The following is a 24554-nucleotide window of genomic DNA, read 5'->3' as shown; positions in this document are numbered from 1 at the left end:
AGCGCGCCATGGCCCACCGCATCACCTGGCTGGAAACCGGCCACTGCTTCGACGCCGGCGCCGACGAGGCCGTGCTGAGCGCGGCGCGCCGCCACGACGTGCCCTTCGCCTACGACTGCCGCAACGGCGCCTGCGGCACCTGCCGCGTGCGCGTGGTGGAGGGCCAGGTGCGCTACGAAGACGAGCTGCCCATGGGCCTGAGCGAGGAAGAGGCCGCCGCCGGCCAGGCCCTGCTCTGCCAGGCGCGCGCCTGCGGCGACCTGGTGGTGAGCGTCGAGCCCGACCTGGGCCCGCCGCCGCAGCGCCTGCTGGCGCGCGTGGACAGCGTCGAGGCGCTGTGCGGCGACGTCACGCGCCTGTGCCTGGAACTGCCGGTGGAACCCGACTTCCGCTTCCACCCCGGCCAGTACATGAACGTGCACCTGCCCGACGGCAGCCACCGCAGCTTCTCCATGGCCTCCTGCCCGGCCGGCGCGCGCGTGGACTTCCACATCCGCCGCATCCCGGGCGGCCGCTTCACCGACGGCGAGCTCACGCAGCTGCAGCCCGGCGACGCGCTGGAGGTGGAGCTGCCCCTGGGCAGCTTCCGACTGCACCCGCAGGACTACCGCCCCATCGTGATGCTGGCCACCGGCACCGGCCTGGCCCCGCTCAAGAGCATGCTGGAATCGCTCAAGGGCGACGAGGACTGCCCGCCCGTGCACCTCTACTGGGGCGCGCGCACCGAGGCCGACCTCTACCTCGACGCCGAGATCCGCGCCTGGGGCGAAGGCCTCTACGAGTTCCGCTACGTGCCCGTGCTCTCGCGCGCGGGCGAGGCCTGGAGCGGCCGGCGCGGGCACGTGCAGCAGGCGGTGATCGAAGACCTGGGCGCCGAACTCGGCGAGTGCGCCTTCTATATGTGCGGCTCGCCCGCCATGATCGCCAGCGCCAAGGCCGAGCTCGCGGCGCAGGGGGCCGACCCGGCCTTCTTCTACTCCGACAGCTTCCTGTTCCAGAGCGAACTGGTGGCGGGCTGAGGGGCGCCGCCCCCTCAGCCGGCGAACGCCTTCATGCGCGCGTGCAGCACCTGCACCAGCTGGCGCGCCGCCGGTGACAGCGAGCGGCCTTCCTTGACCAGCACGTAGATGTCGCGCGAGACGCGTGGCCCGCTCAGGGGCCGCGCCACCAGGTCCGGGTCGCGCGAGTAGCGCAGATAGGCGGCCGGCATGATGGACGGCCCCATGCCGCAGGACGTCATCCACAGCGCGGTGGACAGCAGGGACACCTCGCGCGCCACGTTGAGCCGGATGCCCGCCTGCGCGGCGGAATGGTCGATCAGCGGGCGCACGCCGAAACCGGGCCGCACGGTGGCCACGGGCACGCCGTCCAGGTCCTTCCAGCGCACCGACTTGCGCGCCGCCATCGGGTCGTCCTTGTGCAGCACCACGCTCAGGTGGTCGCCCATGAGGCGCTGCATCTGCACGCCGTCGTCCGCGCGGTCGGGCGTGCCGATGCCGAAGTCGGCGCGTTCACCGATCAGGCGCGCGATGAACTGGTCGGGCGCGCAGTCGTCCACGTTGACCTGGATGTCCGGGTGCCGCTCGCGGAACGCGCGGATCACCGGCGGCAGCAGGACCTCCGCCAGGGTCGGCGTGCAGGCCACCGTGACACGGCCGCGCCGCAGCGAGGACAGGTCGTCCAGGCCGGCGCTCAGCGAGTCGATGTCGCGCAGCACGCGCTGCGCGGTCTCGATCACGTCGTGCGCCGCCGGCGTGGGCTGCAGCGAGCGCGTCGTGCGGTCGAACAGGCGCATCCCCAGCACCTCTTCCATCTGGCGAATCAGCACGCTCACGGCCGACTGCGTGACGTAGAGCTGCGCGGCCGCCGTGCTCAGGCGCCGCAGCTTGTAGACCGCGACGAAGGCGCGCAACTGCTTCAGGGTGAGGCCGGTGACGCGGGACGTATTCATGAAGTCATTTTATGGATGATTGAATAACTATCGATTTACGAATGAACGGATCTGGACTTCAATCGCGGCCTTCCCCCCGCCGACCGATGCCCCCCAGGGACACCCCGTGCGCCGCAACGACCGCCCCGATCACCCCCCGCCTTCGCCCGCGACCGACGCCCCGCCCGAGCGCGTGGCGCTGCGCCTGGGCGAGGCCCGGCTGCTGGGCCTGCGGCGGCGGGGCGTGTCGCGCTTTGGCGGGCTGCGCTACGCGCTGGCACCGGTGGGCGCGCGGCGCTTCGCCCCGCCCGCGCCCCTGCCCCTGCGCGGCGAGGTCGACGCCACCGGCACCGGCCCGATCGCGCCCCAGCTGCCCTCGGCGCTCGCCCCGGTGCTGGGCGCCTGCGAGGCGCCGCAGTCCGAGGACTGCCTGCACCTGACGGTCTGGACACCCGGGGCCGACGCGGCGCGCCGCCCCGTGCTGGTGTGGTGCCACGGCGGCGCCTGGCAAAGCGGCGGCGTGCTCGACTGGTACAGCGGCGAGGCCCTGGCGCGCCGCGGCGATGTGGTCGTGGTGGGCCTCAACGCGCGCCTGGGTCCCCTGGGCTGGCTGCTGGCCGACGGCGGCGTGGCCAACCTCGGCCTGCTGGACCTGGAGCTGGCCTTCCAATGGGTGGCGACCCACATCGCGGCCTTCGGCGGCGACCCGGCGCGGATCACCGCCATGGGGCAGTCCGCGGGCGGCGTCAACGTCGCGGCCCTGGGCATGCGCGGCGCCTCGGGCTTCCAGCGCGCGATCCTGCAGAGCGCGCCCCTGGGCCGCGGCGCCCGCTCGGCCGAGGCCGCGCGGTTCATCGGCCGCACGCTGCTGCGCGCGGCGGGCGCGGCCGACCTGCGCCAGGCCCGCGACCTGCCGGTGGAGCGCCTGCTGCGCGCGCAGCTCGCGCCCGAGGTGGTGGCCGCCACGCGCGCGGCGGCCGACGGCCACGGCCTCTTCGGCCCGGTGCTCGACGGCGACACGCTGCCGCCCCTGTCGGCGCCGCTGACCGCCCACGCGGCCGGCCGGGTCGACGTGCTCGCCGGCTGGAACCGCGACGAGATGCGCGCCTTCGCCGCCCCCGGCACAGCGGTGGACGGGGCCGAGACGGAGCGCCGCTTCGCCACGCCCGCGCGCCAGTGGGCCGCGCAGTCGGCGCGCGCCGGCGCCCAGGCCTGGCTCTATCGCTTCGACGGCCCGCCCGGCCTGCCCTTGGGCGCCTGCCACTGCGCCGAACTGCCCTTCGTGTTCGGCACGCACGGCGCCTTCGCCTCGGCGCCCCTGCTCGCCGGGCTGCATCCCGCCGATGGCCAGCGCCTCACGCAGCAGATGCAGGCCGCCTGGCTGGACTTCGTGCACGGCCGGCCCCTGCCCTGGGCACCGGGCCCGCAGCCCCAGGTGTTCGCGTGAACGCCGCCCCCGTTTCCCTTCCTACCCGAGAGCCCAAGCAAGCACCATGCGATTGACCGAAGGGGACCTGCCCCCGACCCTTGACGACGACACCCTGGCCGCCTTCGACCGCGTCCAGCCCATCGCGGCCTCCGACGCCGAGATCGAGGCCGCCGTGCGCGACGCCGACCTGCCCGCCCTGCTCGCGGCCCTGGCCATGCTGACCCAGGACCCGGCCCTGCTGGAGGACGATCTCAAGCCGCCCTCGCCGTCGATGACGGCGCGCATCGCGCCACAGGGCGGCCTGTCGGCCGAGGCCCAGGCCAAGGCCCGCGCCCTGGCCACGCAGGCCCTCATCCGCTACCGCGACGCCGGCTGCCCCGAAGCGCCCACGCCCTCGCCCGAGTGGCTGGACCGCATCGTGCAGTTCCTCATCCGCGACGGCCACGAGGACCTGATGGACCTGTTGCGCCACGAGGTCAACGTGCCCGACGACCGCGGCGCGCCCGGCTGGCACGTGAGCGACTTCCCGCAGGCCGCCGGCACCAAGGTGGCGGTGATCGGCTCCGGCTTCGCCGGCATCACCGCCGCCTACCGGCTCAAGCAGGCCGGCCTGGACTTCACGGTGTTCGAGAAGAACCGCGAGATCGGCGGCGTGTGGTGGGAGAACACCTACCCCGGCTGCCGCCTGGACACGCCCAACTTCGCCTACAGCCTGTCCTTCGCGCAGAAGCAGGACTGGACGCAGCAGTTCTCGCAGCAGCCCGAGATCCTGCGCTACCTGCTCGACGTGGTGCGCCGCACGGGCATCCGGCCCCACATCCGCGTGAACACCGAGGTCGAGGCGCTCGAATTCGACGAAGACAAAGCCGCCTGGAAAGTGACGGCGCGCCACGCCGACGGCAGCGCGCACGTGGAGCACTTCCACTTCGTCATCACCGCCATGGGGCTGCTCAACCGGCCGCACATCCCCGACTTCCCGGGCCTGGCGTCCTTCAAGGGCGAGGTGGTGCACTCCGCCGCCTGGCGCCCCGACGTGAGCGTGCAAGGCAAGCGCGTCGCGCTCATCGGCACCGGCGCCAGCGCGTTCCAGATCGGCCCCGAGATCTATGCCCAGGTGAGCCGCCTGAGCGTGTTCCAGCGCAACCCGCCCTGGATGCTGCCCACGCCCACCTACCACGACGACCTCAAGCCCGGCATCCGCTGGCTGCTGGGCCACGTGCCCAGCTACGGCCGCTGGGTGCGCTTCTGGCAGTTCTGGATCGGCGTGGAAGGCCGCCTGCACCTGGTGGAACTGGACCCGGCGTGGCAACACCCGGTGTCCATCAGCGCCGGCAACGAGGCCCTGCGCCAGGAATGCCTGGCCATGCTGCAGCAGCAGTTCGCCGACCGGCCCGACCTGCTGGCCCACGCCACGCCCGACTACCCGCCGGGCGCCAAGCGCATGCTGCGCGACAACGGCACCTGGCCGCAGATGCTCAAGGCCGGCAACGTGGACCTGGTGACGCAGGGCATCTCGCACCTGAGCGAGAACGCCATCCACACCACCGACGGCCAGCGCCACGAGGTGAACCTCATCATCTGCGCCACCGGCTTCAAGGCCGCCGACTTTCTCTACCCGCTCAAGGTGACCGGCCGCGCCGGCCAGGACCTGCACCGCCACTGGGACGGCGACTGCCGCGCCTACCTGGGCATCTCCGTGCCGGGCTTTCCCAACCTGTTCATGACCAGCGGCCCCAACACCGGCGTGGTGGTGAACGGCAGCGCCATCTTCTCGTCCGAGTGCCAGGTGGAGTACACCCTGCGCGCGCTGCGCCACGTGCTCAGCCAGGGCCACAGGACCGTGGACTGCCGGCCCGAGCCCTACGCGCAATACAACGCCTGGATCGACCAGGGCAACCAGACCAAGGCCTGGGCCGTGGCCAAGACCAGCAGTTGGTACAAAAACAAGAGCGGCCGCGCCGCGCAGACCTGGCCCTTCGGCATGCTGGAGTACTGGAACCTCACCGCCCGCTTCAGGCCCGAGGACTACGTGCTCGCCTGAGCACGGGCCCGCCCCTCCCCTTTCTTTCACCGACACACACCACAAGGAGACACATGTTCACGTCCGCCCTTCGCTCCCTCATCGCCCTGGGCCTTGGCGCCCTCATCGCCACGCTGGCCGCCGCGCAGGACTACCCGGCGGACAAGCCGGTGAAGTTCGTGCTGCCCTTCCCGCCCGGCGGCTCGGCCGACGCCGTCACCCGCGAGCTGGCCGACAAGCTGCAGAGCCAGGGCCACGGCATCTTCATCATCGAGAACAAGCCCGGCGCCGCCGGCAACCTGGCCACCGGGCAGGTGGTGCGCGCCGCGCCCGACGGCCACACCATCCTGGTGGGCGTGACCGGCGCGCTGGTCATCAATCCCGAGCTCTACCCCAACCTGGGCTACCGCCCCGAGACCGACCTGACGCCGATCTCCATGCTGGCGCAGGCGCCGGTGGTGATCGTGGCCAGCCGCGAATCGGGCCTGACGTCGCTCAAGGACCTGGTGCAGCGCGCCAAGGCCAAGCCCGGCGAGCTGTCCTACGCCACCAACGGCACCGGCACCAGCCACCACCTGGCGGGTGAGCTGTTCAAACAGAAGACCGGCATCTTCATGGTGAACATCCCCTACAACGGCACGCCCGGCGCGCTGCAGGACATTGGCGGTGGCCGCGTGGACCTCGGCTTTCTGGACCTCACGGCCGCGCTGCCCATGATCCAGTCGGGCCGCATCGTGGCCCTGGCCACCACCGGCAGCGCGCGCCCCTCGGCCCTGCCCAACGTGCCCACCGTGGCCGAGGCCGGCTACCCCGGCTACGAGGCCATGACCTGGATCTCGCTCGTGGCCCCCAAGGGCATGAAGCGCGAGAACATCGCCAAGCTCAGCGGCATGGTGAATGCGGTGCTGGCGGACGAGACCTTCAAGAAAAGCACCGCGGCCAAGGGCATGGAAGCGGTGGGCTCGACGCCGGAGGCGATGCAGCGGTTTCTGGCGGGGGAGACGGAGAAATGGCGCGGGGTGATTCGGGGAGCCAACATCCGCCTGAACTGAGCGCGGCATGGCCGACGGGCTCCGTGGCAGGCCTGCGTGAAAGCCGCATCCCGCAGGCCTGCGCCTTCGACCAGCGGCCCAGCCGGCTGCATCGCATCTGCGATACATTCGCCGGATGAGATCCGCTTCCCTTCCCCCGATCCGGGTCGAACCCGAGTTTCGCCAGCAGCTCGAAGAGGTGCTGGCCGAGGGCGAAACCCTGAGTTCGCTCGTCGAGCATGCGGTGCGCCGGGAGCTGATGCGCCGCATGGCCGACGCCGAATTCCACCAGCGCGGCTTCGCCTCGCTCGCCCGCGCCAAGGAGACGGGGAACTACCTTGATGCGGATGAGGTTCTGTCTCGGCTCGACGACCGGCTTCGGGCCGCCAAAGCGTCGTCCGCCCGGTGAGGCTGCTGCGCTTCACGCCCGAGGCCAGGGACGACCTCGATCGCCTCTTTGATTTCATCGTCGAGCGCGAGCTCAAGAGTTCCACGCCCAACTGGGCGCTTCCCGAGCAAGCGCTGAACACCATTCGACTGGCCTTGCAGCTGCTGCCGTCGAACCCGTTCATGGGGCGCAAGGTCGGTTCGCCATTCGAGCGGGAGTTGCTCATCTCGTTTGGCAGAACGGGCTACGTCGCGCTGTACGAAGTGGAAGCGCACGCCATCACCATCGCAGCGATCCGGCACCAGCGCGAAAACGACTACCACTGAACAGAGCTGCGCCTGCACTGATTGCGGCCATTCGCGGCAGACCTGACCGTCGGCAGCCGAGATTCCTCTGAGCACCGGCAGCGGACTCAGTACCGGCGAGGGCTACGCAGGGATCGAATCGTAGACCCGCAGGGAGCTCCTCCCGACCCCTCTGCCAGCGCAGCCACACCGATACGATGCGGAAAGACGATCTCAATCGCAATTTGATCGACAACCTTGCATTCAAGGGCTCGCATGACCGGCGTTTATCTGACTCGCGGAATGACCGTCTCCATTCCACAGTTTTCGCTTCGCATTGGTGAGGACGGGTCGATCGACGCGGACCCGATCGTCCTGCACCTTCGATTCGATGTATGCCCCACCTGGGTTCAGGTTGCGAAGCGCCACCTCGATAGTGCGTTGCTCGCGAGATCTCAACGGCAACAGGCTTGGGCGAGCGCTACCGAGGAGACAAAGGCAGCGCTACTTGAAGCTGAATTTGAGGCGTCAATGCAGGCGATCACAGCCGCTGCCATTGCCTGGGACGCCTTGTATGCGGTCCTGCGCGAGTGCAAGGTGATTCCCGACGACCTGGCGCGGACGTGGCGAACCAGGCGAACGGCTCGATACAGCCAGATCTCGGAGACTGTGCGCAGAGCGTTTTCGCTCAAGCCGCGGGGCACTTTGGCCCTCAGAAACAACCTCAAGGAGATCTACAAGTACCGCGACCTTGCTGTTCACCCTCCAGGGAAAATTCAAGCTGCGATCCTGCATCCCGAGATCGGAATTGGGATGGAGTGGCGCTTCGTGTACTTCCGGGCGAGAAACGCGGAGTTCGCCGTCCTTGCTGCCGCGGCGATGCTCTGGAGCCTCGCGCACGACGCCAAACCTCGCGATCAGAAGGTAATCGAGTACCAGAAGGGACTTCTTGCCAGGCTCGAGCAGATCTTCCCGGATGGGCAACCTTTGGTTCCCACCACTGAGGCAGGCTAGCGACCACCCAATCGCCCCCACCCGAGCTACTTGCTCAACAGCGCTTCAAGCGACAAATCCAGCGAAGCGGCCAGCCTCGCCAGCGTGTGAAGCGAGGGGTTGCGCGCCTGACGTTCGATGTGCGCAATGACGGCTCTGCTGACACCGGATTGCTGAGCCAGCGTTTCCTGGGTCAGGTTCAACCGCTTTCTCGCCGAGACGAGGTTCGTTGCCAGAACCTGCTCGATCAAGACGGCACCGTCCTGCCGGGCCTGGGGCCTTTTCCCGAGCAGTGAACCCGTTGTGACGCCGAGGGCCCGCGCCAACTTGTCCACGGCGCCCAATGAGACGTTGACGCCCCCCTGCTCCAGCAGTTGAAGCATCCGCCGACTGATGTGCGCTTGCTCCGCCAGCGCGCTGGAAGTCCAGTTGCCCTTTGCTCGAAGCGCGCAGAGGTTCGCCGCCAATTGGGCAAGAAGGAGCGGGGTTTCAGGGGCGATCACCCCGCCCGCCTCCCCCCCACCTGATTCACCACCAAGCCCAGCAGCACCGCCCCCGTCCCCAGCCACTGCAGCCCCAGCGGCGCCTCGCCGTACGCCACCCAGGCGGCCCACAGCCCCACCACCGGCACCAGCAGAGAAAACGGCGTGACCCGCGTGGCCGCGTGGCGTTGCAAGAGTCGCGTCCACAGGCTGTAGGCCAGCAGCGTGGCGGCCAGCGCCAGGTACACCACCGCAAACCAGGCGCCGGCACCCATGCCTTGCAGTTGCCGCTGCACGCTGGCCGGGCCGTCGGTGGCCAGAGCGATCAGCGCGAACGGCACGATGGGGAACAGGCTGCTCCACACCACGAAGGGAAAGGGCTCGTAGCGCGCGATCTGGCTGGCGCGGCGCGCCACGATGTTCGACAAGGCCCACATGGCCGCGGCCGACAGCGTGAGCACGAAGCCCGCCAGCGTCATCTGGCCCGGGCCTTCGCCATGGGCCGAGGCGATGAGCAACAAACCCGCCAGCGCCACGCCCAGGCCCAGCCACTGGTGGGCGCGCACGCGCTCGCCCAGCAGCGGCACGGCCAGCAGCAAAGTGAAGAAGGCCTGGGTCTGCATCACCACCGAGGCCATGCCGGCCGTCATGCCCAGCTGCAGGCCCAGGAACAGGAAGCCGAACTGGCCCAGGCCCTGCACCAAGCCGTAGCCGGCAACGAAGCGCCAGGGCAGCGGCGGCGGTTTCACGAACAGCAGAAAGGGCAGCGAGGCCGCCGCGAAGCGCAGCGCGCCCAGCAGCATGGGGCTGATGGCCTGCAGGCCCAGCTTCATCACCACGAAGTTCAGGCCCCAGATCACGACCACGGCCAGGGCGCGCAGCGCATCGCCACGCGAGAACGGAAGGGGGGCGCTCACAGCGGGCGCCCTTGCGCCCGCCGCGCCGCGACGAAGGCCTCGAAGGCCTGGGCGCTGGTTTTCTTCGGCACGTAGCCAAAGCGCTCCTTCAGGGCCGTGTTGAGCAGCACCGGGCGGTAGCGCAGGAAGTCGATCTGCTCGGGCCCGTAGCGCGACACGCCGAGCGCGCGGCCCACGGCCAGGGCCGCGCGCAGCAGGCCGGCCGGGAACACGCGCGCGCGCTTGCCCAGGCGCGCGGCGATCTCATGGATGCCGAGCGCGCCGTCGCCCGCGAGGTTGAAGCAGCCCGGCGGTGCGTCGCCGCTCAGCGCGTGCAGCAGCGCGCCCACCACGTCTTCGTCCCAGACGAAGACGAAGGGGCTGTCGCTGCCGGCGATGGCGATGGGGCGCGGCTTCTGAAACAGGGCGGTGATCTGGTTGTCCACGCGCTCGCCCAGGATGGTGCCGATGCGCAGCACGGTCTGCGCCAGCGCGGGGTGCTGGCGGCGCGCCTCGGCCAGCATCTCTTCCACCAGGCGCTTGTGGTGCGCGTAGGCAAAGGCCTCGTGGCCGCGCAGCGGGTGGTCCTCGGTGATCCAGGCGGGGTTGTCGGCGTGGTAGCCATAGGCCGCGCCGCTGGAGGACACGATCAGGTGCTGCACGCCCTGCGCCAGGCAGGCCGTGAGCACATTGCGCGTGCCGCCCACGTCCACCGCGTACTCCAGCTCGCGCGTGGAGCCCTTGCCGGGCGTGACGATGGAGGCCAGGTGCACCACGGTGTCGACGCGGTGCTCGGCCAGCAGCGCGCCCAGCCCGTCGTCGCGCACGTCGACGCGGCGGTAGGTGATGCCGGGCAGGCGCCGCGCGGGCTCGACCTCGCGCACGTCGGTGACCACCACCGTGTCGGTGTCGCCGCGCCGCGCCAGCGCGGCCACCAGGCCGCGGCCCAGGAAGCCGTCGGCGCCGGTGATGAGGATGCTCTTCGCTTTCATGCGGACCTCATGCGCGGGCCTGCCCCGGCACGCCGCCCCGCAACGGGCGCCTGCCCCACCAGCCCGCCAGCAGCATGCCGGCGATGATGTCCCAGAAGCCCCAGACGCCGGCCACCACGGCCATGCCGCCCAGGCCGCCGAAGAAGCTGAAGATCAGCACCAGGCCCAGGCCCGCGTTGCGGATGCCGACCTCGATGGACAGGGCGCGGCGGTCGTAGTCGGGCAGGCCCACGGCGCGCGCACTGAGCCAGCCGATGCCGAAGGCCAGCGCGTCGTGGATGGCCACGGCCACGATGACCAGGCCCACGTAGTCGAGGAAGTAACGCCAGTTGCCCGCGATGGCGCCGACGATGAAGCCGATGAGCGCGAGGAAGCTGAAGATGCGCACCGGCTTCTTGAAGCGCGCCGTGGCCCGGGGGAAGCGGTGCGCCACCCACAGCCCCAGCGCGAAGGGGATGCCGATGATGAGCAGGATGTGCCCCACCATCTGCACCGGGTCCAGCGCGATGGTCTTGAGCAGGGTCGAGGCCGTGGGGTGCAGGCCGCCCCAGAAGGCAAAGTTCAGCGGCATGGCCACGATGGCGATGGCGTTGGACACCGCCGTCATGGACACGCTCAGGGCCACGTTGCCGTTGGCGCGGTGGGTGAGGATGTTGCTCACGTTGCCCGGCGGGCAGCAGGCCACCAGGATCATGCCCAGCGCGATGCTGGGCGCCACGCCCAGCAGCAGCGTGAGCCCGAAGGTGATGGCGGGCAGGAACAGGAACTGCGCCACGATGCCCACGGTGAAGGCCAGCGGCAAACGCAGCACGCGCTTGAAGTCCTCGATGCGCGTGTCCAGCGAGATGCCGAACATCAGGAAGGCCAGCACCGCGTTCAGCACGGCGAGCGAGGCGGGGTTGAAGTTCAGGCGGATCTCGTCGACGGGCAGCATGGGCGGTGTCTCCTCATCCTCATTGCGGGAAGGCGTTGGCGGCCTCGCGCACGGCCTTGCGGTAGGTGCCCTTGTGCACGTAGTAGGCCATGCGCTCGAGCTTGAGGTAGCGGTAGCCGCCCGACAGGTCCGGCGGCGGGCCGGCCTTGGCGGCCTTGAGCGCGGCGGCCTGCGGCGCGCCCGCGTCCAGGGCCTTGAGGTAGCGCGCCACCAGCTCGGCCTGCTCGTAGCGGCCCTGCCAGCCCAGGCCGCTGGCCTCCACCATGCCCAGCACGGCGAGGCGGTCGAAGCGCGGCGCGAAGATGTTGAGGTAGAGCTGCGGCGCCATGCCCTGCCAGTTCAGCAGCGCGTGGTCCAGGAAGGGGTAGTGCAGCTTGTAGCCGGTGGCCGTGAGGATGAGGTCGTAGTCCTGCGCGCTGCCGTCCTTGAAGTGCACGGTGGGGCCGTCCAGGCGCGCGATGTCGGGGCGCACGGCCACGTCGCCGTGGCCGATGTGGTACAGGATGAGCGAGTTCACCACCGGGTGCGACTCGTACATGAGGTAGTCGGGCTTGGGGAAGCCGAAGCGCACCGGGTCGCCGGTGAACCACTGCAGGATGGTGCTGTCGATGCGCTGCTTGAGCCAGGGCGGCAGCGAGATCTTGCCGCCCACCGAATCGGCCGGTTTGCCGAACACGTACTTGGGCACGAAGTAGTAGCCGCGCCGCACCGAGATGTCGATGCTTCTGGCGTGGTGCACGGCGTCGACGGCGATGTCGCAGCCCGAGTTGCCCGCGCCGACGATGAGCACGCGCTGGCCCGCGAGCTGCGTGGCCGACTTGTACTGCGCGGTGTGCCAGATCTCGCCGCTGAACGAGCCCTCGAAGCGCGGGATGTTGGGCTCGGCCAGGGTGCCGTTGGCCACCACCAGGCCCTTGTAGAGCGCGGTCTGTGGCGCGGCCTCGCCGGTCTGCGTGGTCAGGCGCCACAGGGTGTCGGGCGCGTCGGACACCGGCTCGGCCTTGAGCACCCGGGTGTGGAAGCGGTAGTGCTGGCGCAGGCCGAAGTGGTCGGCGAAGGCGCGGAAGTAGTCCAGCAGCTCGCGGTGGCTGGGGTAGTCGGCCACGCCCTCGCCCATGGGGAATTCCAGGAACTCCGTCATGCGCTTGCTGGAGATCAGGTGCGCCGATTCGTAGACGGTGGAGCGCGGGTTGTGGATGTTCCACAGCCCGCCCACGTCGCCGTGCGCCTCGAAGCCCTGGAAGGGCACGCCGAGTTTCTGCAGGCAGCGCGCGCCGGCCAGGCCGGACGGGCCGGCGCCGATGAGGGCGATCTGTTGTTCGGTGGGAGCGGTCATGGGAATCAGCGGGTTTGACCCAGGGACACCGCCGGGCTGGCTTGGCCAGACGGCTGGTGTCGCCCCCTTGAGGGGGTCGCGCGAAGCGCGGCAGGGGTGGTCGTCATTTCAGTCCGGGGATGTCGGTGGCGCCGGGTTCGCCGGCGCGCGGCTTGCGCGGCTGGCCCAGCAGGATCTTGTCGTGCAGCCTCTCGGGCAGCAGGTCGAGCAGGCGCGAGAGCCAGCCGATGCGCCGCGGCAGCACGATGTGTTCGGTGCCGCGCGCCACGCCCGCGAGCAGGCGGCGCGCGGCCTCGTCGGGCTCCAGCAGGCCGGGCATGGCGAAGCGGTTGCCGGCGGTGAGCGCGGTGCGCAGGTAGCCCGGGCTCACGGTGTGCACGGTGAGGGCCGTGGGCCGCAGCTCGGCGCGCAGGCTTTGCAGGTAGGCGATGACGCCGGCCTTGCTGGCGCAGTAGGCGCCGTTGCCCGGCATGCCGCGCCAGCCGGCGATGCTGGCCACGCCCACCAGCGCGGCCGCTCGGCCGGCGTCCTTCATGGCGCCCAGGAAGGGCGAGAAGCTGGTGGCCACGCCCAGCAGGTTGATCTCCAGCATGCGGCGCATCACGCGCAGGTCGTCGGGGCGGGCGGTGTCGAAGCCGCCGGCCACGCCGGCGTTGGCGATCACGAGGTCGGGCGCGCCGAAGCGGGCGAGCCAGTCGGCGCCCACGGCGGCCATGGCGGCGGCGTCGCTCACGTCGGGCGTGTAGACGGCGCAGCGCTCGGGCGCGAGCGCGGCGAGTTCGTCCAGCGCGGCGCGGTTCAGGCCGATCAGGGCCACCCGGGCGCCCTGCGCGATGAGCTGGCGCGCCAGGGCCTGGCCGAAGCCGCCGCAGGCGCCGGTGAGCACGGCGTTGTGGAATCGCAAGGCGCGGGCCTCCTCTGTGGGTTATTGCCGGCGACTGTAGGGGGGGCCTACACTGCGTCTCGAAAACTTTTATTGATTTGTCTCGGAATTCGAGACATGGAAGAACCCGCCTCCCCCACCAGTCCGGGCCTGCGCCTGATGGACCTGATCGAGCACCTGGTGCGCGAGGGCCGGCCCCTGGCCCTGCCCGAGGTGGTGGCCGGCACCGGCTGGCCCAAGCCCACGGTGCACCGCATGCTGCAGCAGTTGGAGATGGGCGGCTGGCTGCAGCGCGAACCGGACGGCCGGCGCTACGCGCTGGCGCCGCGCCTGCTGCGCCTGAGCGAAGACGCGCTGGGCGCGAGCACGCAGCACGGCGTGCGCCACGCGGTGCTGCGCCAGCTGGTGGCCGAGCTGGGCGAGAGTTGCAACCTCACGGCCCTGTCGGGCGCCGAGGTGGTCTACCTGGACCGGGTGGAGTCGGCGTTTCCGCTGCGGCTGGAGCTGCGCCCGGGCACGCGCGTGCCGCTGCACTGCTCGGCCAGCGGCAAGCTGTTCCTGGCGCACCTGGATCCGTCGCGGCGCCGGGCCCTGCTCGATGGCCTGAGCCTCACGCACCACACGGCCACCACGCTGGTGCGGCGCGACGCGCTGGAGGCCGAGCTGGCGACCATCCGCCGCCAGGGCCACGCCTTCGACGCCGAGGAGTTCGTCGACGGCCTGGTCTGCATCGCGGTGCCGGTGCGGGCCAGCGGCGAGCGCGGCCTGCGCTGCGCGCTGGCGCTGCAGGCGCCGTCGGCGCGCGTGCCGCTGGCGCGGCTGCCCGCGTTCCTGCCGCGCCTGGCGGAGGCGGCGCAGGCGCTGGCGCGCACGCTGTGAGGCCTCAGGCGGGGCGGGCCAGGCAGGCCACCAGCAGCCCCAGCGCGGCGGCGCCGATCAGCACGTCCAGCACCAGCCGCGCCTGGCGCCGCGCGTCTGTGCGCTCGAAGGCGCGGCCGCCCACGCGCATGCCCGCCAGCAGGGGCACCCACAGCAACAGCAGCCAGCCCAGGGCCTGCGCGCCGAACAACGGCGAGCGGCCCACGAAGGACAGCGCCGCGCCCCAGAGCAAGGCGTAGGCGCTGATCCACATCAGCAGGTTGATCATGGTGGCGCGCAGCGTGGTCGCCGGCATGCCCGTGGCCGCCATCAGCAGCGCCGCCACGATGCCACCCGAGGCCGCGAAGCCGTTCAGCAGGCCCGACGACGCGGCCGCCGTGGCGCGCAGCGAGACCGTGGCCTGTAGCCGGCGGCCGATCACCAGGCGCACGCCGAGCGCGCCGGCCAGCAACAAGGCCGCCACCACGACGCGCACCACGCCCGGGTCCAGCCAGGCCAGGCCGGCCATGCCCAGCGGCACGAACAGCAGGTTGCCGCCCAGCAGGGCGTCGCGCCAGCCACGGTCCATCAAGGGCCCGGCCTGGCGCAGCACGCGCAGCGAGGCCAGCACCTCGAGCATCAGCACCGCCACCACCACCGGCCCCGGTGCGACGAAGGGCGACAAGGCCGCGACCACCAGCGCCGAGTAGCCGAAGCCGGCGAAGCCGCGCACCACGCCGGCCACGAAGGACACCAGCACCGCCAGGAGCAGCAGCCAGGGCGCGTGGGGCCAGGCGAGCGGCGCCAGCTCGGACAGCCCCGGCGGCACTCAGCGCCCCAGGACCAGGTCGGCCCCCTTCTCGCCCACCATGATGGACGCCGCGTTGGTGTTCGACGAAGGCATGGTCGGCATCACGGACGAATCGATCACGCGCAAGCCGTCGACGCCGCGCACGCGCAGCGCGGCGTCGACCACGGCCTGCTCGTCGGCGCCCATGCGGCAGGTGCCCACGGGGTGGAAGGAGGTCGCGGCGGACTTCTTCACGTAGGCCAGCAGCTCGTCATCGCTGCGCGCCTGCTCGCTCGGGCGCGTCTCGCGCACGATGAAGCCGGCCAGCGCCGGCTGCGACGCGACCTGGCGCGCCAGGCGGACCGAGGCCACCACGTCCGCGCAATCGTCCTCGTGCGTGAGGTAGCGCGGGTCGATGACGGGATCGGCCATCGCGTCCGCGCTGGCCACGTGCACCTGGCCGCGCGAGCGCGGGCGCAGCTGGAAGCAGCCGATGGAGAAGCCCGGGTAGTCGTCCAGCATGGCGCCCGGCGTGCCACCGGTGGTCATCTCGAAGCGGGCGTTGCCGCTCAGCTGGGCGAGCTGGATCTTCACGCTGGGACGGGTGCGGCCCAGCTGCCGATCGCGGGCGGTGCGCGCCAGCGCGTGGATGGTGAAGGCGGGCGTGGCCATCAGGCCCTTGCGCGTGGTGAGGTAACGCAGGCCCATCAGCGTCTGGCGGATGGGGTGTCCCACCACCTGGTTCAGCCCGACGCGCCGGTTGGCCTCGTAGGTCACGCGCGTCTGCACGTGGTCGATGAGGTTCTCACCGACGCCGGCGAGGTGATGGACCACGCCGATGCCCAACTCGCGCAGGCGCTCGGCCTGGCCAATGCCCGAGAGCTCCAGCAACTGCGGCGACTTGATCGGGCCGGCCGACAGGATCACCTCGCGCGCCGCCCGCGCCTGGCGGCGCTCGCCGCCCTGCAGGTACTCGATGCCCACCGCGCGGCGGCCATCGAACAGCACGCGCGTGACCGTGGCCTCGGTGACCACGTGCAGGTGCTCGGCGCGCCGCCCGTTCAGGTAGGCCGTGGCCGTGTCGCAGCGCTGGCCGTGGCGGGTATTGAGCTGCAGGTAGCCCACGCCCTCGTAGCGCTCGCCGTTGTAGTCGGGGTTGGCGGGAATGCCGGCGCTCACGCAGGCGGCGTGGAAGGCATCGGACAAGGGATCGCGCATGTCGCCCAGCGTGCTGACGTGCACCGGGCCTTCGCGCCCGCGGTAGGCCGCGTCGCCCACGGCCGTGGTCTCCAGCCGGCGGAAGTACGGCAGCAGGTCGGCGTAGCTCCAGCCCTCGCAGCCCAGCTCGCGCCAATGGTCGAACTCGTCCGCTTCGCCGCGCACGTAGATGGTGCCGTTGACGCCGCTGCTGCCACCCAGCATGCGCCCGCGCGGCCAGTACACGTTCTGCCCCACCAGGGCGTTCTGCGCTTCGGTGCGGAAGGTCCACACGTAGCGCGGATCGCCCACCACCCGCGCGATACCGATGGGCGCGCGGATCCAGAAGTCGCGCTCGCGCGAGGCACCGGCCTCCACGAGCAGCACCCGGCCGCGCTGCCGTTCGGCCAGGCGCGAGGCGAGCGTGGCGCCGGCCGAACCCGCGCCGACAACGATGAAGTCATAGCCCTGGTCGCTCATGCCCGGCCCCCGTCAATCGAACGCGATGACGGCGCCCGGCGCCGGCGTGAAGCCCAGGTCGCCGCGTTCGATGACCGCCTCGCGGCCACCGTTCTGCGCCAGCAGCTCGGCCTGGCGCGCCTTGGCGCGGCGGTCCACCTCCTCGGGATCGCACACGCGCAGCAGGCGTTGGTGGCATTCGTCGAGCACGGCCGCGTAACGCCCGTTGGAGGCCAGGTCGTTCAGCTCCTCGGGGTCGGTTTCGAGGTCGAACAGCTGCGCCGGATAGCCGATGTAGTGCACGTACTTGTAGCGGCCGTGGCGGATCATGAAGGCGCCGGTGGTGGAGCCCATGCCGTGGTACTCGACCAGCACGTTGCGGTCGGGCACCGCGCCAGCGGCGGTGTCGAACAGGGAGACGCCGGGGTAGCCCTCGCGCAGCGAGGGATCGGTGTGGCCCACGGCGTCGAGGATGAAGGGGTAGGCGTCCACGTGGCTGACCGGCGTGTCCACCGTGTGCCCGCGCGGGATGCCTTCGCCCGCCATGATCAGCGGCACGCCGGCGGTCTCCTCGAACATGGTGGACTTGCCCCACAGGCCGCGCGTGCCCATGTTGTCGCCGTGGTCCGAGGTGTACATCACCCGCGTGCTGTCGGCCAGTCCGGTCTCTTCCAGCGTGCGCAGGATCTTGCCGATGTTCTCGTCGAGGAAGGAGCACAGGCCGTAGTAGCCGGCCACCGCGCGCTTGACGGTTTCGCGGTCGAAGTAGTCGTCGTAGTTGAAGCTGCGCGCGTAGTCGACCAGGTAGGGGTGCGTGGGCCGCTCGCCCTTCTCGTAGAGCTTGGGCATGGGCAGGTTCTGTTCGTAGTAGTGGTAGTAGTGCTCGGGCGGCGCGGTGAGCGGGAAGTGCGGCGCCACCAGCGACACGAACAGAACCCAGGGCTTGTCGGACTCGCGGCGCACCGCCTCGCGCAGCCACACCTGGGCGCGCGCGGTGATCTCGCGGTCGTAGAAGGTGTACTGGCTCTCGCCAGGGCCGGCATAGCGCGCCATCTTGTAAGCGCCCTTGCGCACCGGCAGTTCGCTGCGCACCAGGCCCATCAGGTCGCCCTTGCCCTCGATGATGTGCATGGGGATGATTTCGTCGCTGAAGCCGTGGTCTTCGCCGGTCTTGCGAAAGTGCAGCTTGCCGATCGAGACCACGTCGTGCCCGCGCTCGCGCAGGTGGTGGTGCCAGCTCGGGATGGCGCCGTCGTAGGCGTCGGCGTTGTCCCAGTAGCCCACCTGGTGGATGTACTTGCCGACGGCGAACGAGGCGCGCGCGGGAATGCACACCGGGCTGCTGCAGTACGCGGCCGAGAAGCGCGTGCCGCGCGCGGCCAGCGCGTCCAGGTTCGGCGTGCGCACGATCTCGCTGCCGTAGCAGCCGAGGGCCTTGGGCGAATGCTCGTCGGACATGATGACGATCAGGTTGCGGGCGGGGGTTTTCATGGCGGTCTTGCCTCGGGAAAGGGGGTCGGTCGGGTCAGAACGGCGAGACGGTGGTCTCGGGAAATTGCAGCGATCGCCCGTTGGGCGCGATCGAAAATTCCTGGAAGTAGACGCAGCGCTCGCGGCCGGCGTAGGCGCTCGCGTACATGTAGAGGCCGCTGGTGCCGGCGGGCATGGCGATGCGCTCACAGGCCTCGTCATCGAAGGTTCGCGTGCTCACGCAGTGCGTGATCTCGGTGATGGGCAGCTGGCACTGGCGCACGATCACCTTCTTGAAGTTGGCGCCGTGCAGCTCCTCCATGGGCATCTCCCACAGGTGGCGCAGCACGCGGCGGTCGCCATAGAAGCGGCTGAAGATGCGGAATTCGTCGTTGACGATGATCACGCGGTCCAGGCGCATGACCTCGGCCTCCACGCCGAGGTGGCGCGTCCAGGGCCCCTGCCCCTGCACCGCGACGCGGGCCACCGCCTGCGAAAAGATGGGCAGCAGGGTTTCGCCGTCGTCGCCGACGAAGCGGCAGTGCCAGGGGTCCTGCAGCTCGCGCGGCGGGTCAGCCACGAAGCTGCCCAGGCCGTGCTGGCGGATCACCAGGCCCTGCTCCGACAGGTCGCGCAGGGCGCGCTGCACCGTGCCCAGGCTGAACGGCGTGAGTTGGGTCAGCTCCTCCTCGGGCGGCAGGCGGTCACCGGGTCGCCAGAGGCCCTGGCGGATCGCGTCCACGAGCGTGTCGGCCAGGCGCTGGTACTTGGGTCGGCCGCTGCGGTCGGGCAGTTGCAGGACCTGGAAGAATTCTTCAACGGTGCTCATGGCGCGCCCCTCCCTTCTTGGTGGCGTGTGCCCGGGCCCCATGCCCGGGTGCGGATCGTGTGTGGAAAGCCGTGCGGATCATGCCGGTGCTCAGATGTCCAGGCTGAAGGGTTCGCGGGCGCGGGCGCAGCACACCAGCACCTGCGAGGCGCGTTCTTCTTCGCTCAGGATGAGGTCGTTGTGCTCGGGCGTGCCGTCGCGGTAGGCCACCTGGCAGGTGCCGCAGACACCGGCTTCGCAGGAGCTGGCGCAATCGACCCCGGCCTCGCGCAAGGCCTGCAGCAGCGTTTGCGCCGGCCGCACCTGCAGGGTCCGACCGGAGCGCAACAGCCGCACCGGCACACCGTCGCCATCCCCTTCGCCGGGCGCCGCCGAGGGCGCGGGCGCCGCCGGCTCGGCGCCGAAGTACTCGCAGTGCACGCTGCCCTCGGGCCAGTGGGCGCTGGCCCGCTGCACCGCCTGCATGAAGCCGCCCGGCCCGCAGTAGTAGAGGTGCGTGCCATCGGGTACCGGCCGCAGCAGGGCCTCGATGTCGAGCCCGGTCCGCGGGTCGCCGTTGTCGTGGTGGAAGTGGACCAGGCCTTCGTCCACCAGCGGCTCAAGCAGTTCGCGAAACGCCGTACGCTCGGGGCTCTGCGAGCAGTAGTGCAGCACCACCGGCCGGCCCTGCGCGCGCAGGCGGTGCAGCATGGCCAGCAGCGGCGTGACACCGATGCCGCCGGCCAGCAGCAGGCTGCGCTCGGCCTGCTCCCACAGCGGAAAGAAGTTGTGCGGCCCGGACACCTCCAGCAGATCGCCGGGGCGTACGCGCTCGTGCATGGCGCGCGAACCGCCGCGGCTGTGGGTCACCCGCAGCACGGCGATGCGCCAGTGCCGCGTGTCCCCGGTGGGGCCGCACAGCGAATAGCGCCGCGACATGCTGGCGCCAGGCACCCGCACGTCCAGGTGCGCGCCGGCCTCGAAGGCTGGCAGCGGCGCGCCGGCCGGGTCGACCAGTTCGAAGGACAGGATGCCCTCGGCCTCGTGCGTGATGGATCGGACTCGCAGCTTCACGGAACGGCTCCTGCTTGGGGTCAGCCCGCCTGGGTCTCGGCCTGGCCCAGCACCTGCAGGCCGCCGTCGATGCGGTCGAGCTGCTCGCGCACGAAGGCGTCGCGCTGGGCAGGCGTCGGCAGATCGTCGGCCGATCGCATGATGTCGAGCACGCGCTTGCCGAGCGAGAGCACGAGCTTGCGGTCCTCGGCGCGCGGCAGCTCCGCGGCGTGCAGCACGCTGTCCTGCGCGTACAGCGGCAGGCTGCGGCCCTCGGCGGTCAGGCGCTCGTACAAAGGGTCGGGCGAGGCCTTGCCGCGCACGGCTTCGCGCAGCAGCTTGCGGCACAGGTACACGCCCACGTCGGAGCTGCCGGGGTGCTCCAGGGCGTGGATCGCGATGGGGCGCTGGCTCACCAGGGCCTCCCAGTCGCCCGGGGCGCGCTGGCCTTCTTCGTAGCTGCGGTTGCCGGTCTGGCCTTCCAGGAAGTCGATCTTGTCGACGCCGCAGTCGGCTTCCACCCCGAGCCCGTCCGGGTCCACGGTGCTGTTGAAGTGGCGGTAGCCGAAGATGATCATGTGCTCGTCGTCCACCGGCACGTTCCAGCGGGTACAGCCCGAGGTGCCGTGGCGCTCGCGCGCGGCGGTCGGCAGCAGGGAGCCGATCTGCAGGTAGTTCGGGAAGACCATCTCGGTGATGCGCACCCAGACCTTGTCGTCGGGCAAGCGCCGGCCAGCCACGAAGACGCAGCCATTGCCCGTTCGGGTGGGCTCCCACTGCATGACGGGCATGTCGCCGAAGCCTTCGAGCGAGACGCCGTCGGCCACCGCCGCGTCCACACCGTCCACCACCATCTTGTTGTGCAGCACGGCGGTGTGCATGTGGTCCATGATGTTCTCGTACACCTGCAGCCAGTTGCAGGGGTAGATGTTGGAGAACGGCACCAGCTTGGTATCGGCGGGAAAGCCGTAGCTGTCGAACTCGGGGAACGGCGGCTGCGACTCCGGCGGGCCCATGTAGGCGAAGACCAGGCCGTGGCGCTCGAAGGCGGGATAGGCCCCCTGGCAAACGGTCTCCTTCAGGCGCGTGGGATCGGCCTCGCACGGCGCGTCGAGTAGTCGGCCGTCGATGCCGTAGTGCCAGCCGTGGTAGCAGCAGCGGATGCCGTGCTCGGCGATGATCCCGTACTCGAGCGAAGCGCCGCGGTGCGAGCAGTGGCGGTGCATCACGCCGATGTCACCACTCTTGTCGCGGAACACCACCAGGTCCTCGCTCATGATGCGGATGGCCTTGGGCACGTCCTTCAGTTCCTCGGACAGGCACACCGGCTGCCAGTAGCGGCGCATGTACTCGCCCATGGGCGTGCCGGGTTCGGTGCTGGTGAGCTCCAGGTCAGGGCCAGGCTTGTTGCGTTGCTGGTAGCCCGTGAATCGCAGGGGTTGGGCCTTGGCGGTGTTGGTCATGTGTGTTCTCCTGATGAAGTCGATCGATCAGGCCAGCGCGTTGGCCTGGCTGATGAAACGGATGTGCAGGTAGGCGTCCAGGCCCTCAGGGCCGCCCTCGTAGCCGAGGCCGCTGTCCTTCATGCCGCCGATGGGCGCGTCCGACAGCGAGGGCGTGAAGCTGTTGACCCCGATCCAGCCTGCCTCGATGCGCTCGGTGAACTCGGCGGCGCGGTCCAGGCGCTGGGTGAAGGCGTAGGCCGCCAGCCCGAATTCGGTGGCGTTGGCTTGGGCGATGGCCTCGTCGAAGGTGTCGAAGCCCACGATGGGCGCGACCGGGCAAAACGGCTCCTCGGCCAAGATGCGCGCGCTGGCGGGCACCTGGCTCAGCACGGTGGGCGCGAAGAAGAAGCCCTGGCGGCCCAGACGGCCGCCGCCGGTTTCGACGCGCGCGCCTTCGCCGTGCGCCTGTTCGACGAGGCGGCTGGCGGCCTCCAGGCGGCGCGCGTTCTGCAGCGGCCCCATCTGCGTGTCGGGCAGCAGGCCGTCGCCCACGCGAATGGCCTTGGCCAGTTCGGTGAAGCGGCGCGTGAAGGCCTCCTGCACGCCCGACTGCACATAGAAGCGGCTGGGCGACAGGCAGACCTGGCCGGCGTTGCGGAACTTGAAGGCCACGCAGGCGCGCACGGCCTTGTCCACGTCCACGTCGTCGAACACGATCACCGGCGCGTGCCCACCCAGCTCCATGGTGCAGGGCTTGAGGTGCTGCGCGGCCTGCGTGGCCAGCAGCCGGCCCACCGGCACCGAGCCGGTGAAGGAGATTTTGCGGATCACGGGCGAGGCGATCAGCCGCTGCGAAATCTGCGCCGGCACCCCATAGAGCAGGTTCAGCGCGCCCGTGGGCACGCCGGCGTCGACGAAGGCGCGCACGAGCTCGACGCAAGCGGCGGGGGTCTCTTCCGCGGGCTTGAGCACCACCGTGCAGCCCGCGGCCAGCGCCGCCGCCACTTTGCGCGCCGCCAGGAAGACCGGGAAGTTCCACGGCACCAGCGCGGCCACCGGCCCGATGGCGCGCTTGACCGTGGACTGCACCAGCAGCGGCGCGCGCGGCGGCAGGATGCGGCCGTAGGCGCGCTTGGCCTCTTCGGCGCAGTACTGCAGCGCCTCCAGCACGCGGTCGATCTCGCCCTGCGCGTCGGCCAGCGGCTTGCCGTTCTCCAGCGTCAGCAGGGTGGCGATGCGATCGCGCCGCGCATCGATGAGCCGGGCGGCCTGTTGCAGTACGGCGGCGCGCTGCCAGGCGCTGGTGCGCGACCAGGATTCGAAGGCCGATTGCGCGGCAGCCAGTGCGTCGTCGATGTCCGCATCGGTGGCGACGGGCAGGCGGCCGATTTCCTGCTGTGTGGCGGGGTTGACCACCGGCAGGCTGTCGCGGCCCGCCAGGCCGCGCCATTGACCAGCCACCAGCAGCTCGAGGCTTGAGGGATAGGCGTTGTCGTTCATGTTGAATCGGGCAAGGGCGTGAAGGAAGGCCGCTCAGGCGTAGCCCATCAGCCGGGGCAGCCACAGGTAGCTCTGCGGCAGGTAAGTGACAATGGCCAGCACCGCCAGCAGCCAGAACAGGAACGGCAGGCTCTCCCTGACCACGCGCTCGATCGGCGTCTTGGCGATGCCCGACACCACGAACAGGCAGATGCCCACCGGAGGCGTGACCATGCCGATGATCAGGTTGATGCAGACGATCACCCCGAAGTGCAGCGGGTCGATGCCGAAGGCCTCGGCCATGGGGATCAGGATGGGGCCGAACATCACCATCGCGGCCACGGTGTCGAACAGGCAGCCAACGATCAGCAGGATGAGGTTGACCAGCAGCAGGAAGACCAGCGGGTCGTCGGTGAACGCGCGGATCGCCTCGGCCGCGGCCTGCGGCACCTGCTCGGTGGTCATGATCCAGGCGGCGACGTTGGCCACGCCCATCATCAGGAACACCACCGAGGAGATCACCCCGGTTTTGCGCAGCGCGGCGTAGAGGCCTTTCAGGTCCAGGGTTCGCGTGACGAAGAAGCCCACCAGCATCGCGTAGAGCACGGCGATGGCGCCCGACTCCACCGGTGTGAAGGCCCCGGAGACGATGCCACCCACCATGATCAGCGGCAGCAGCAGGGCCACCAGGAACTGGCGCGAGATCACGAAGCGCTGGCCCAGTGTGTAGCGGCCACCGTCGGCCGGGTAGTTGCGGCGGCGCGCGATGAAGTACACGATGGCCATCATCCCCAGGCCGATCAGCAGGCCCGGTACCACGCCCGCGGCGAACAGCGCGCCCACCGAGACGTTCTGCGCCACCAGGGCGTAGATGATCATCGGCACGGACGGCGGAATGATGGGCCCCACCGTCGAGGCGCAGGCGGTGACAGCGCAGGCGAAGCCCGCGTTGCCGTACTGCTTGGTCGCCGTGGGGATCATCATCGAGCCCACGGCGCTGGCGCCCGCCACGCCCGAGCCATTGATCCAGCCGAAGATCATGCTCACCAGGATGGTGACCTGCGCCACGCTGCCGCGGATGCCGCCGGCCACCATGCGCGAGAAGGCCATGATGCGGTCGAGGATGCCCGAGCCACCCATGAGCTCGCCGGCGAGGATGAAGAAGGGCACGGCCACCAGCGCGAACAGGTCCATGCCGGTGAAGATGCGCTGCGGCACCAGGGCCAGAAGCGAAGGGTTGATCACCGTGAAGATGACCATGGCGGCGATGCCCAGGGCGAAGGCGACGGGCACGCCGATGGCGAGCACGCCCAGGAACGTCAGCATCAGGGTGGCACCCATGAGCAACCTCGTGTCAGACAGGAATGAAGGGAAGTAGGGGCACCGGGCCGCGGGGG

General features: G+C 70.5%; 23 protein-coding genes. 8 read left to right on the top strand and 15 right to left on the bottom strand.

Annotated features, from left to right (window positions below; translation table 11 throughout):
• Window positions 1-8 precede the first annotated feature (8 nt).
• The gene (locus BHU06_RS11510) at window positions 9-1019 is read left to right on the top strand and encodes a 2Fe-2S iron-sulfur cluster-binding protein (RefSeq protein WP_070399540.1); all 1011 of its coding nucleotides are present in this window, start codon (window positions 9-11) and stop codon (window positions 1017-1019) included.
• Window positions 1020-1033: 14 nt separating this feature from the next.
• Here the strand turns inward: BHU06_RS11510 and BHU06_RS11505 are convergent, their stop codons facing one another.
• Window positions 1034-1951 (bottom strand): LysR family transcriptional regulator, encoded by a 918-nt coding sequence (locus BHU06_RS11505; RefSeq protein WP_070399329.1) that lies wholly within the window; start codon window positions 1949-1951, stop codon window positions 1034-1036.
• Window positions 1952-2057: 106 nt separating this feature from the next.
• Here BHU06_RS11505 and BHU06_RS11500 point away from each other — a divergent pair, with 106 nt between their 5' ends.
• The 6 genes from BHU06_RS11500 (at window position 2058) to BHU06_RS11475 (ending at window position 8096) form a co-directional block, all read left to right on the top strand.
• Complete coding sequence (locus tag BHU06_RS11500; RefSeq protein WP_254668156.1) at window positions 2058-3377, top strand: carboxylesterase family protein; 1320 nt, start codon at window positions 2058-2060, stop codon at window positions 3375-3377.
• A gap of 46 nt (window positions 3378-3423) precedes the next feature.
• On the top strand, window positions 3424-5400 hold the full coding sequence (locus tag BHU06_RS11495; protein ID WP_083293176.1) for an NAD(P)/FAD-dependent oxidoreductase: 1977 nt from the start codon (window positions 3424-3426) through the stop codon (window positions 5398-5400).
• 53 nt (window positions 5401-5453) lie between these two features.
• On the top strand, window positions 5454-6431 hold the full coding sequence (locus BHU06_RS22815) for a tripartite tricarboxylate transporter substrate binding protein (RefSeq protein ID WP_070399328.1): 978 nt from the start codon (window positions 5454-5456) through the stop codon (window positions 6429-6431).
• 115 nt (window positions 6432-6546) lie between these two features.
• A complete protein-coding gene (locus BHU06_RS11485; RefSeq protein WP_070399327.1) occupies window positions 6547-6819 on the top strand; it encodes a YlcI/YnfO family protein in 273 nt (90 codons plus the stop codon).
• Entirely contained in the window at window positions 6816-7124 is a 309-nt protein-coding gene (locus BHU06_RS11480) for a type II toxin-antitoxin system RelE/ParE family toxin (protein ID WP_070399326.1), read from the top strand. Before BHU06_RS11485 ends, BHU06_RS11480 begins: the two co-directional genes overlap by 4 nt.
• Window positions 7125-7385: 261 nt before the next feature.
• Window positions 7386-8096 carry a hypothetical protein gene (locus tag BHU06_RS11475; protein ID WP_139147051.1) on the top strand — a complete coding sequence of 237 codons (711 nt, stop codon included), beginning with the start codon at window positions 7386-7388 and terminating at the stop codon, window positions 8094-8096.
• 26 nt (window positions 8097-8122) lie between these two features.
• On the opposite strand, the gene BHU06_RS22520 is transcribed toward BHU06_RS11475, so the two are convergent.
• From BHU06_RS22520 to BHU06_RS11445, 6 genes are all read right to left on the bottom strand, one after another.
• Entirely contained in the window at window positions 8123-8578 is a 456-nt protein-coding gene (locus BHU06_RS22520; protein ID WP_175442839.1) for a helix-turn-helix domain-containing protein, read from the bottom strand.
• Entirely contained in the window at window positions 8575-9474 is a 900-nt protein-coding gene (locus tag BHU06_RS11465) for an EamA family transporter (RefSeq protein ID WP_070399324.1), read from the bottom strand. The genes BHU06_RS22520 and BHU06_RS11465 overlap by 4 nt, the downstream gene beginning before the upstream one ends.
• A complete protein-coding gene (locus BHU06_RS11460; RefSeq protein ID WP_070399323.1) occupies window positions 9471-10445 on the bottom strand; it encodes an SDR family oxidoreductase in 975 nt (324 codons plus the stop codon). The genes BHU06_RS11465 and BHU06_RS11460 overlap by 4 nt, the downstream gene beginning before the upstream one ends.
• A gap of 7 nt (window positions 10446-10452) precedes the next feature.
• Window positions 10453-11379: a bile acid:sodium symporter family protein gene (locus BHU06_RS11455; protein WP_083293175.1), complete on the bottom strand. Its 927-nt coding sequence runs from the start codon at window positions 11377-11379 to the stop codon at window positions 10453-10455.
• A gap of 19 nt (window positions 11380-11398) precedes the next feature.
• Window positions 11399-12715 carry an NAD(P)/FAD-dependent oxidoreductase gene (locus tag BHU06_RS11450; RefSeq protein WP_070399322.1) on the bottom strand — a complete coding sequence of 439 codons (1317 nt, stop codon included), beginning with the start codon at window positions 12713-12715 and terminating at the stop codon, window positions 11399-11401.
• Window positions 12716-12818: 103 nt separating this feature from the next.
• Window positions 12819-13619 carry an SDR family oxidoreductase gene (locus BHU06_RS11445; RefSeq protein WP_070399321.1) on the bottom strand — a complete coding sequence of 267 codons (801 nt, stop codon included), beginning with the start codon at window positions 13617-13619 and terminating at the stop codon, window positions 12819-12821.
• A 96-nt stretch (window positions 13620-13715) separates the two neighbouring features.
• Here BHU06_RS11445 and BHU06_RS11440 point away from each other — a divergent pair, with 96 nt between their 5' ends.
• Window positions 13716-14477 carry an IclR family transcriptional regulator gene (locus BHU06_RS11440; RefSeq protein ID WP_070399320.1) on the top strand — a complete coding sequence of 254 codons (762 nt, stop codon included), beginning with the start codon at window positions 13716-13718 and terminating at the stop codon, window positions 14475-14477.
• Window positions 14478-14481: 4 nt separating this feature from the next.
• On the opposite strand, the gene BHU06_RS11435 is transcribed toward BHU06_RS11440, so the two are convergent.
• The 8 genes from BHU06_RS11435 to BHU06_RS11400 all read right to left on the bottom strand — a co-directional run bounded on the left by BHU06_RS11435 (window position 14482) and on the right by BHU06_RS11400 (window position 24498).
• A complete protein-coding gene (locus BHU06_RS11435; protein ID WP_083293174.1) occupies window positions 14482-15285 on the bottom strand; it encodes a TSUP family transporter in 804 nt (267 codons plus the stop codon).
• Complete coding sequence (locus tag BHU06_RS11430; RefSeq protein WP_070399319.1) at window positions 15286-16923, bottom strand: GMC family oxidoreductase; 1638 nt, start codon at window positions 16921-16923, stop codon at window positions 15286-15288.
• 12 nt (window positions 16924-16935) lie between these two features.
• Window positions 16936-18393 carry a sulfatase-like hydrolase/transferase gene (locus tag BHU06_RS11425; protein ID WP_070399318.1) on the bottom strand — a complete coding sequence of 486 codons (1458 nt, stop codon included), beginning with the start codon at window positions 18391-18393 and terminating at the stop codon, window positions 16936-16938.
• A gap of 34 nt (window positions 18394-18427) precedes the next feature.
• Complete coding sequence (locus BHU06_RS11420) at window positions 18428-19201, bottom strand: GntR family transcriptional regulator (protein WP_070399317.1); 774 nt, start codon at window positions 19199-19201, stop codon at window positions 18428-18430.
• Window positions 19202-19291: 90 nt separating this feature from the next.
• Window positions 19292-20254: a PDR/VanB family oxidoreductase gene (locus BHU06_RS11415; RefSeq protein WP_083293173.1), complete on the bottom strand. Its 963-nt coding sequence runs from the start codon at window positions 20252-20254 to the stop codon at window positions 19292-19294.
• 20 nt (window positions 20255-20274) lie between these two features.
• On the bottom strand, window positions 20275-21696 hold the full coding sequence (locus BHU06_RS11410; RefSeq protein ID WP_070399316.1) for a Rieske 2Fe-2S domain-containing protein: 1422 nt from the start codon (window positions 21694-21696) through the stop codon (window positions 20275-20277).
• Between the two features lie 27 nt (window positions 21697-21723).
• Window positions 21724-23178 carry an NAD-dependent succinate-semialdehyde dehydrogenase gene (locus BHU06_RS11405; RefSeq protein ID WP_070399315.1) on the bottom strand — a complete coding sequence of 485 codons (1455 nt, stop codon included), beginning with the start codon at window positions 23176-23178 and terminating at the stop codon, window positions 21724-21726.
• A gap of 33 nt (window positions 23179-23211) precedes the next feature.
• Window positions 23212-24498: a TRAP transporter large permease gene (locus tag BHU06_RS11400; protein ID WP_070399314.1), complete on the bottom strand. Its 1287-nt coding sequence runs from the start codon at window positions 24496-24498 to the stop codon at window positions 23212-23214.
• Window positions 24499-24554 lie beyond the last annotated feature (56 nt).

It is taken from the genome of Hydrogenophaga sp. PML113, assembly GCF_001777155.1.
GTDB classification, from domain to species: Bacteria; Pseudomonadota; Gammaproteobacteria; order Burkholderiales; family Burkholderiaceae_C; genus Hydrogenophaga; species Hydrogenophaga borbori.
This window is presented reverse-complemented; position numbering and strand designations above follow the sequence as displayed.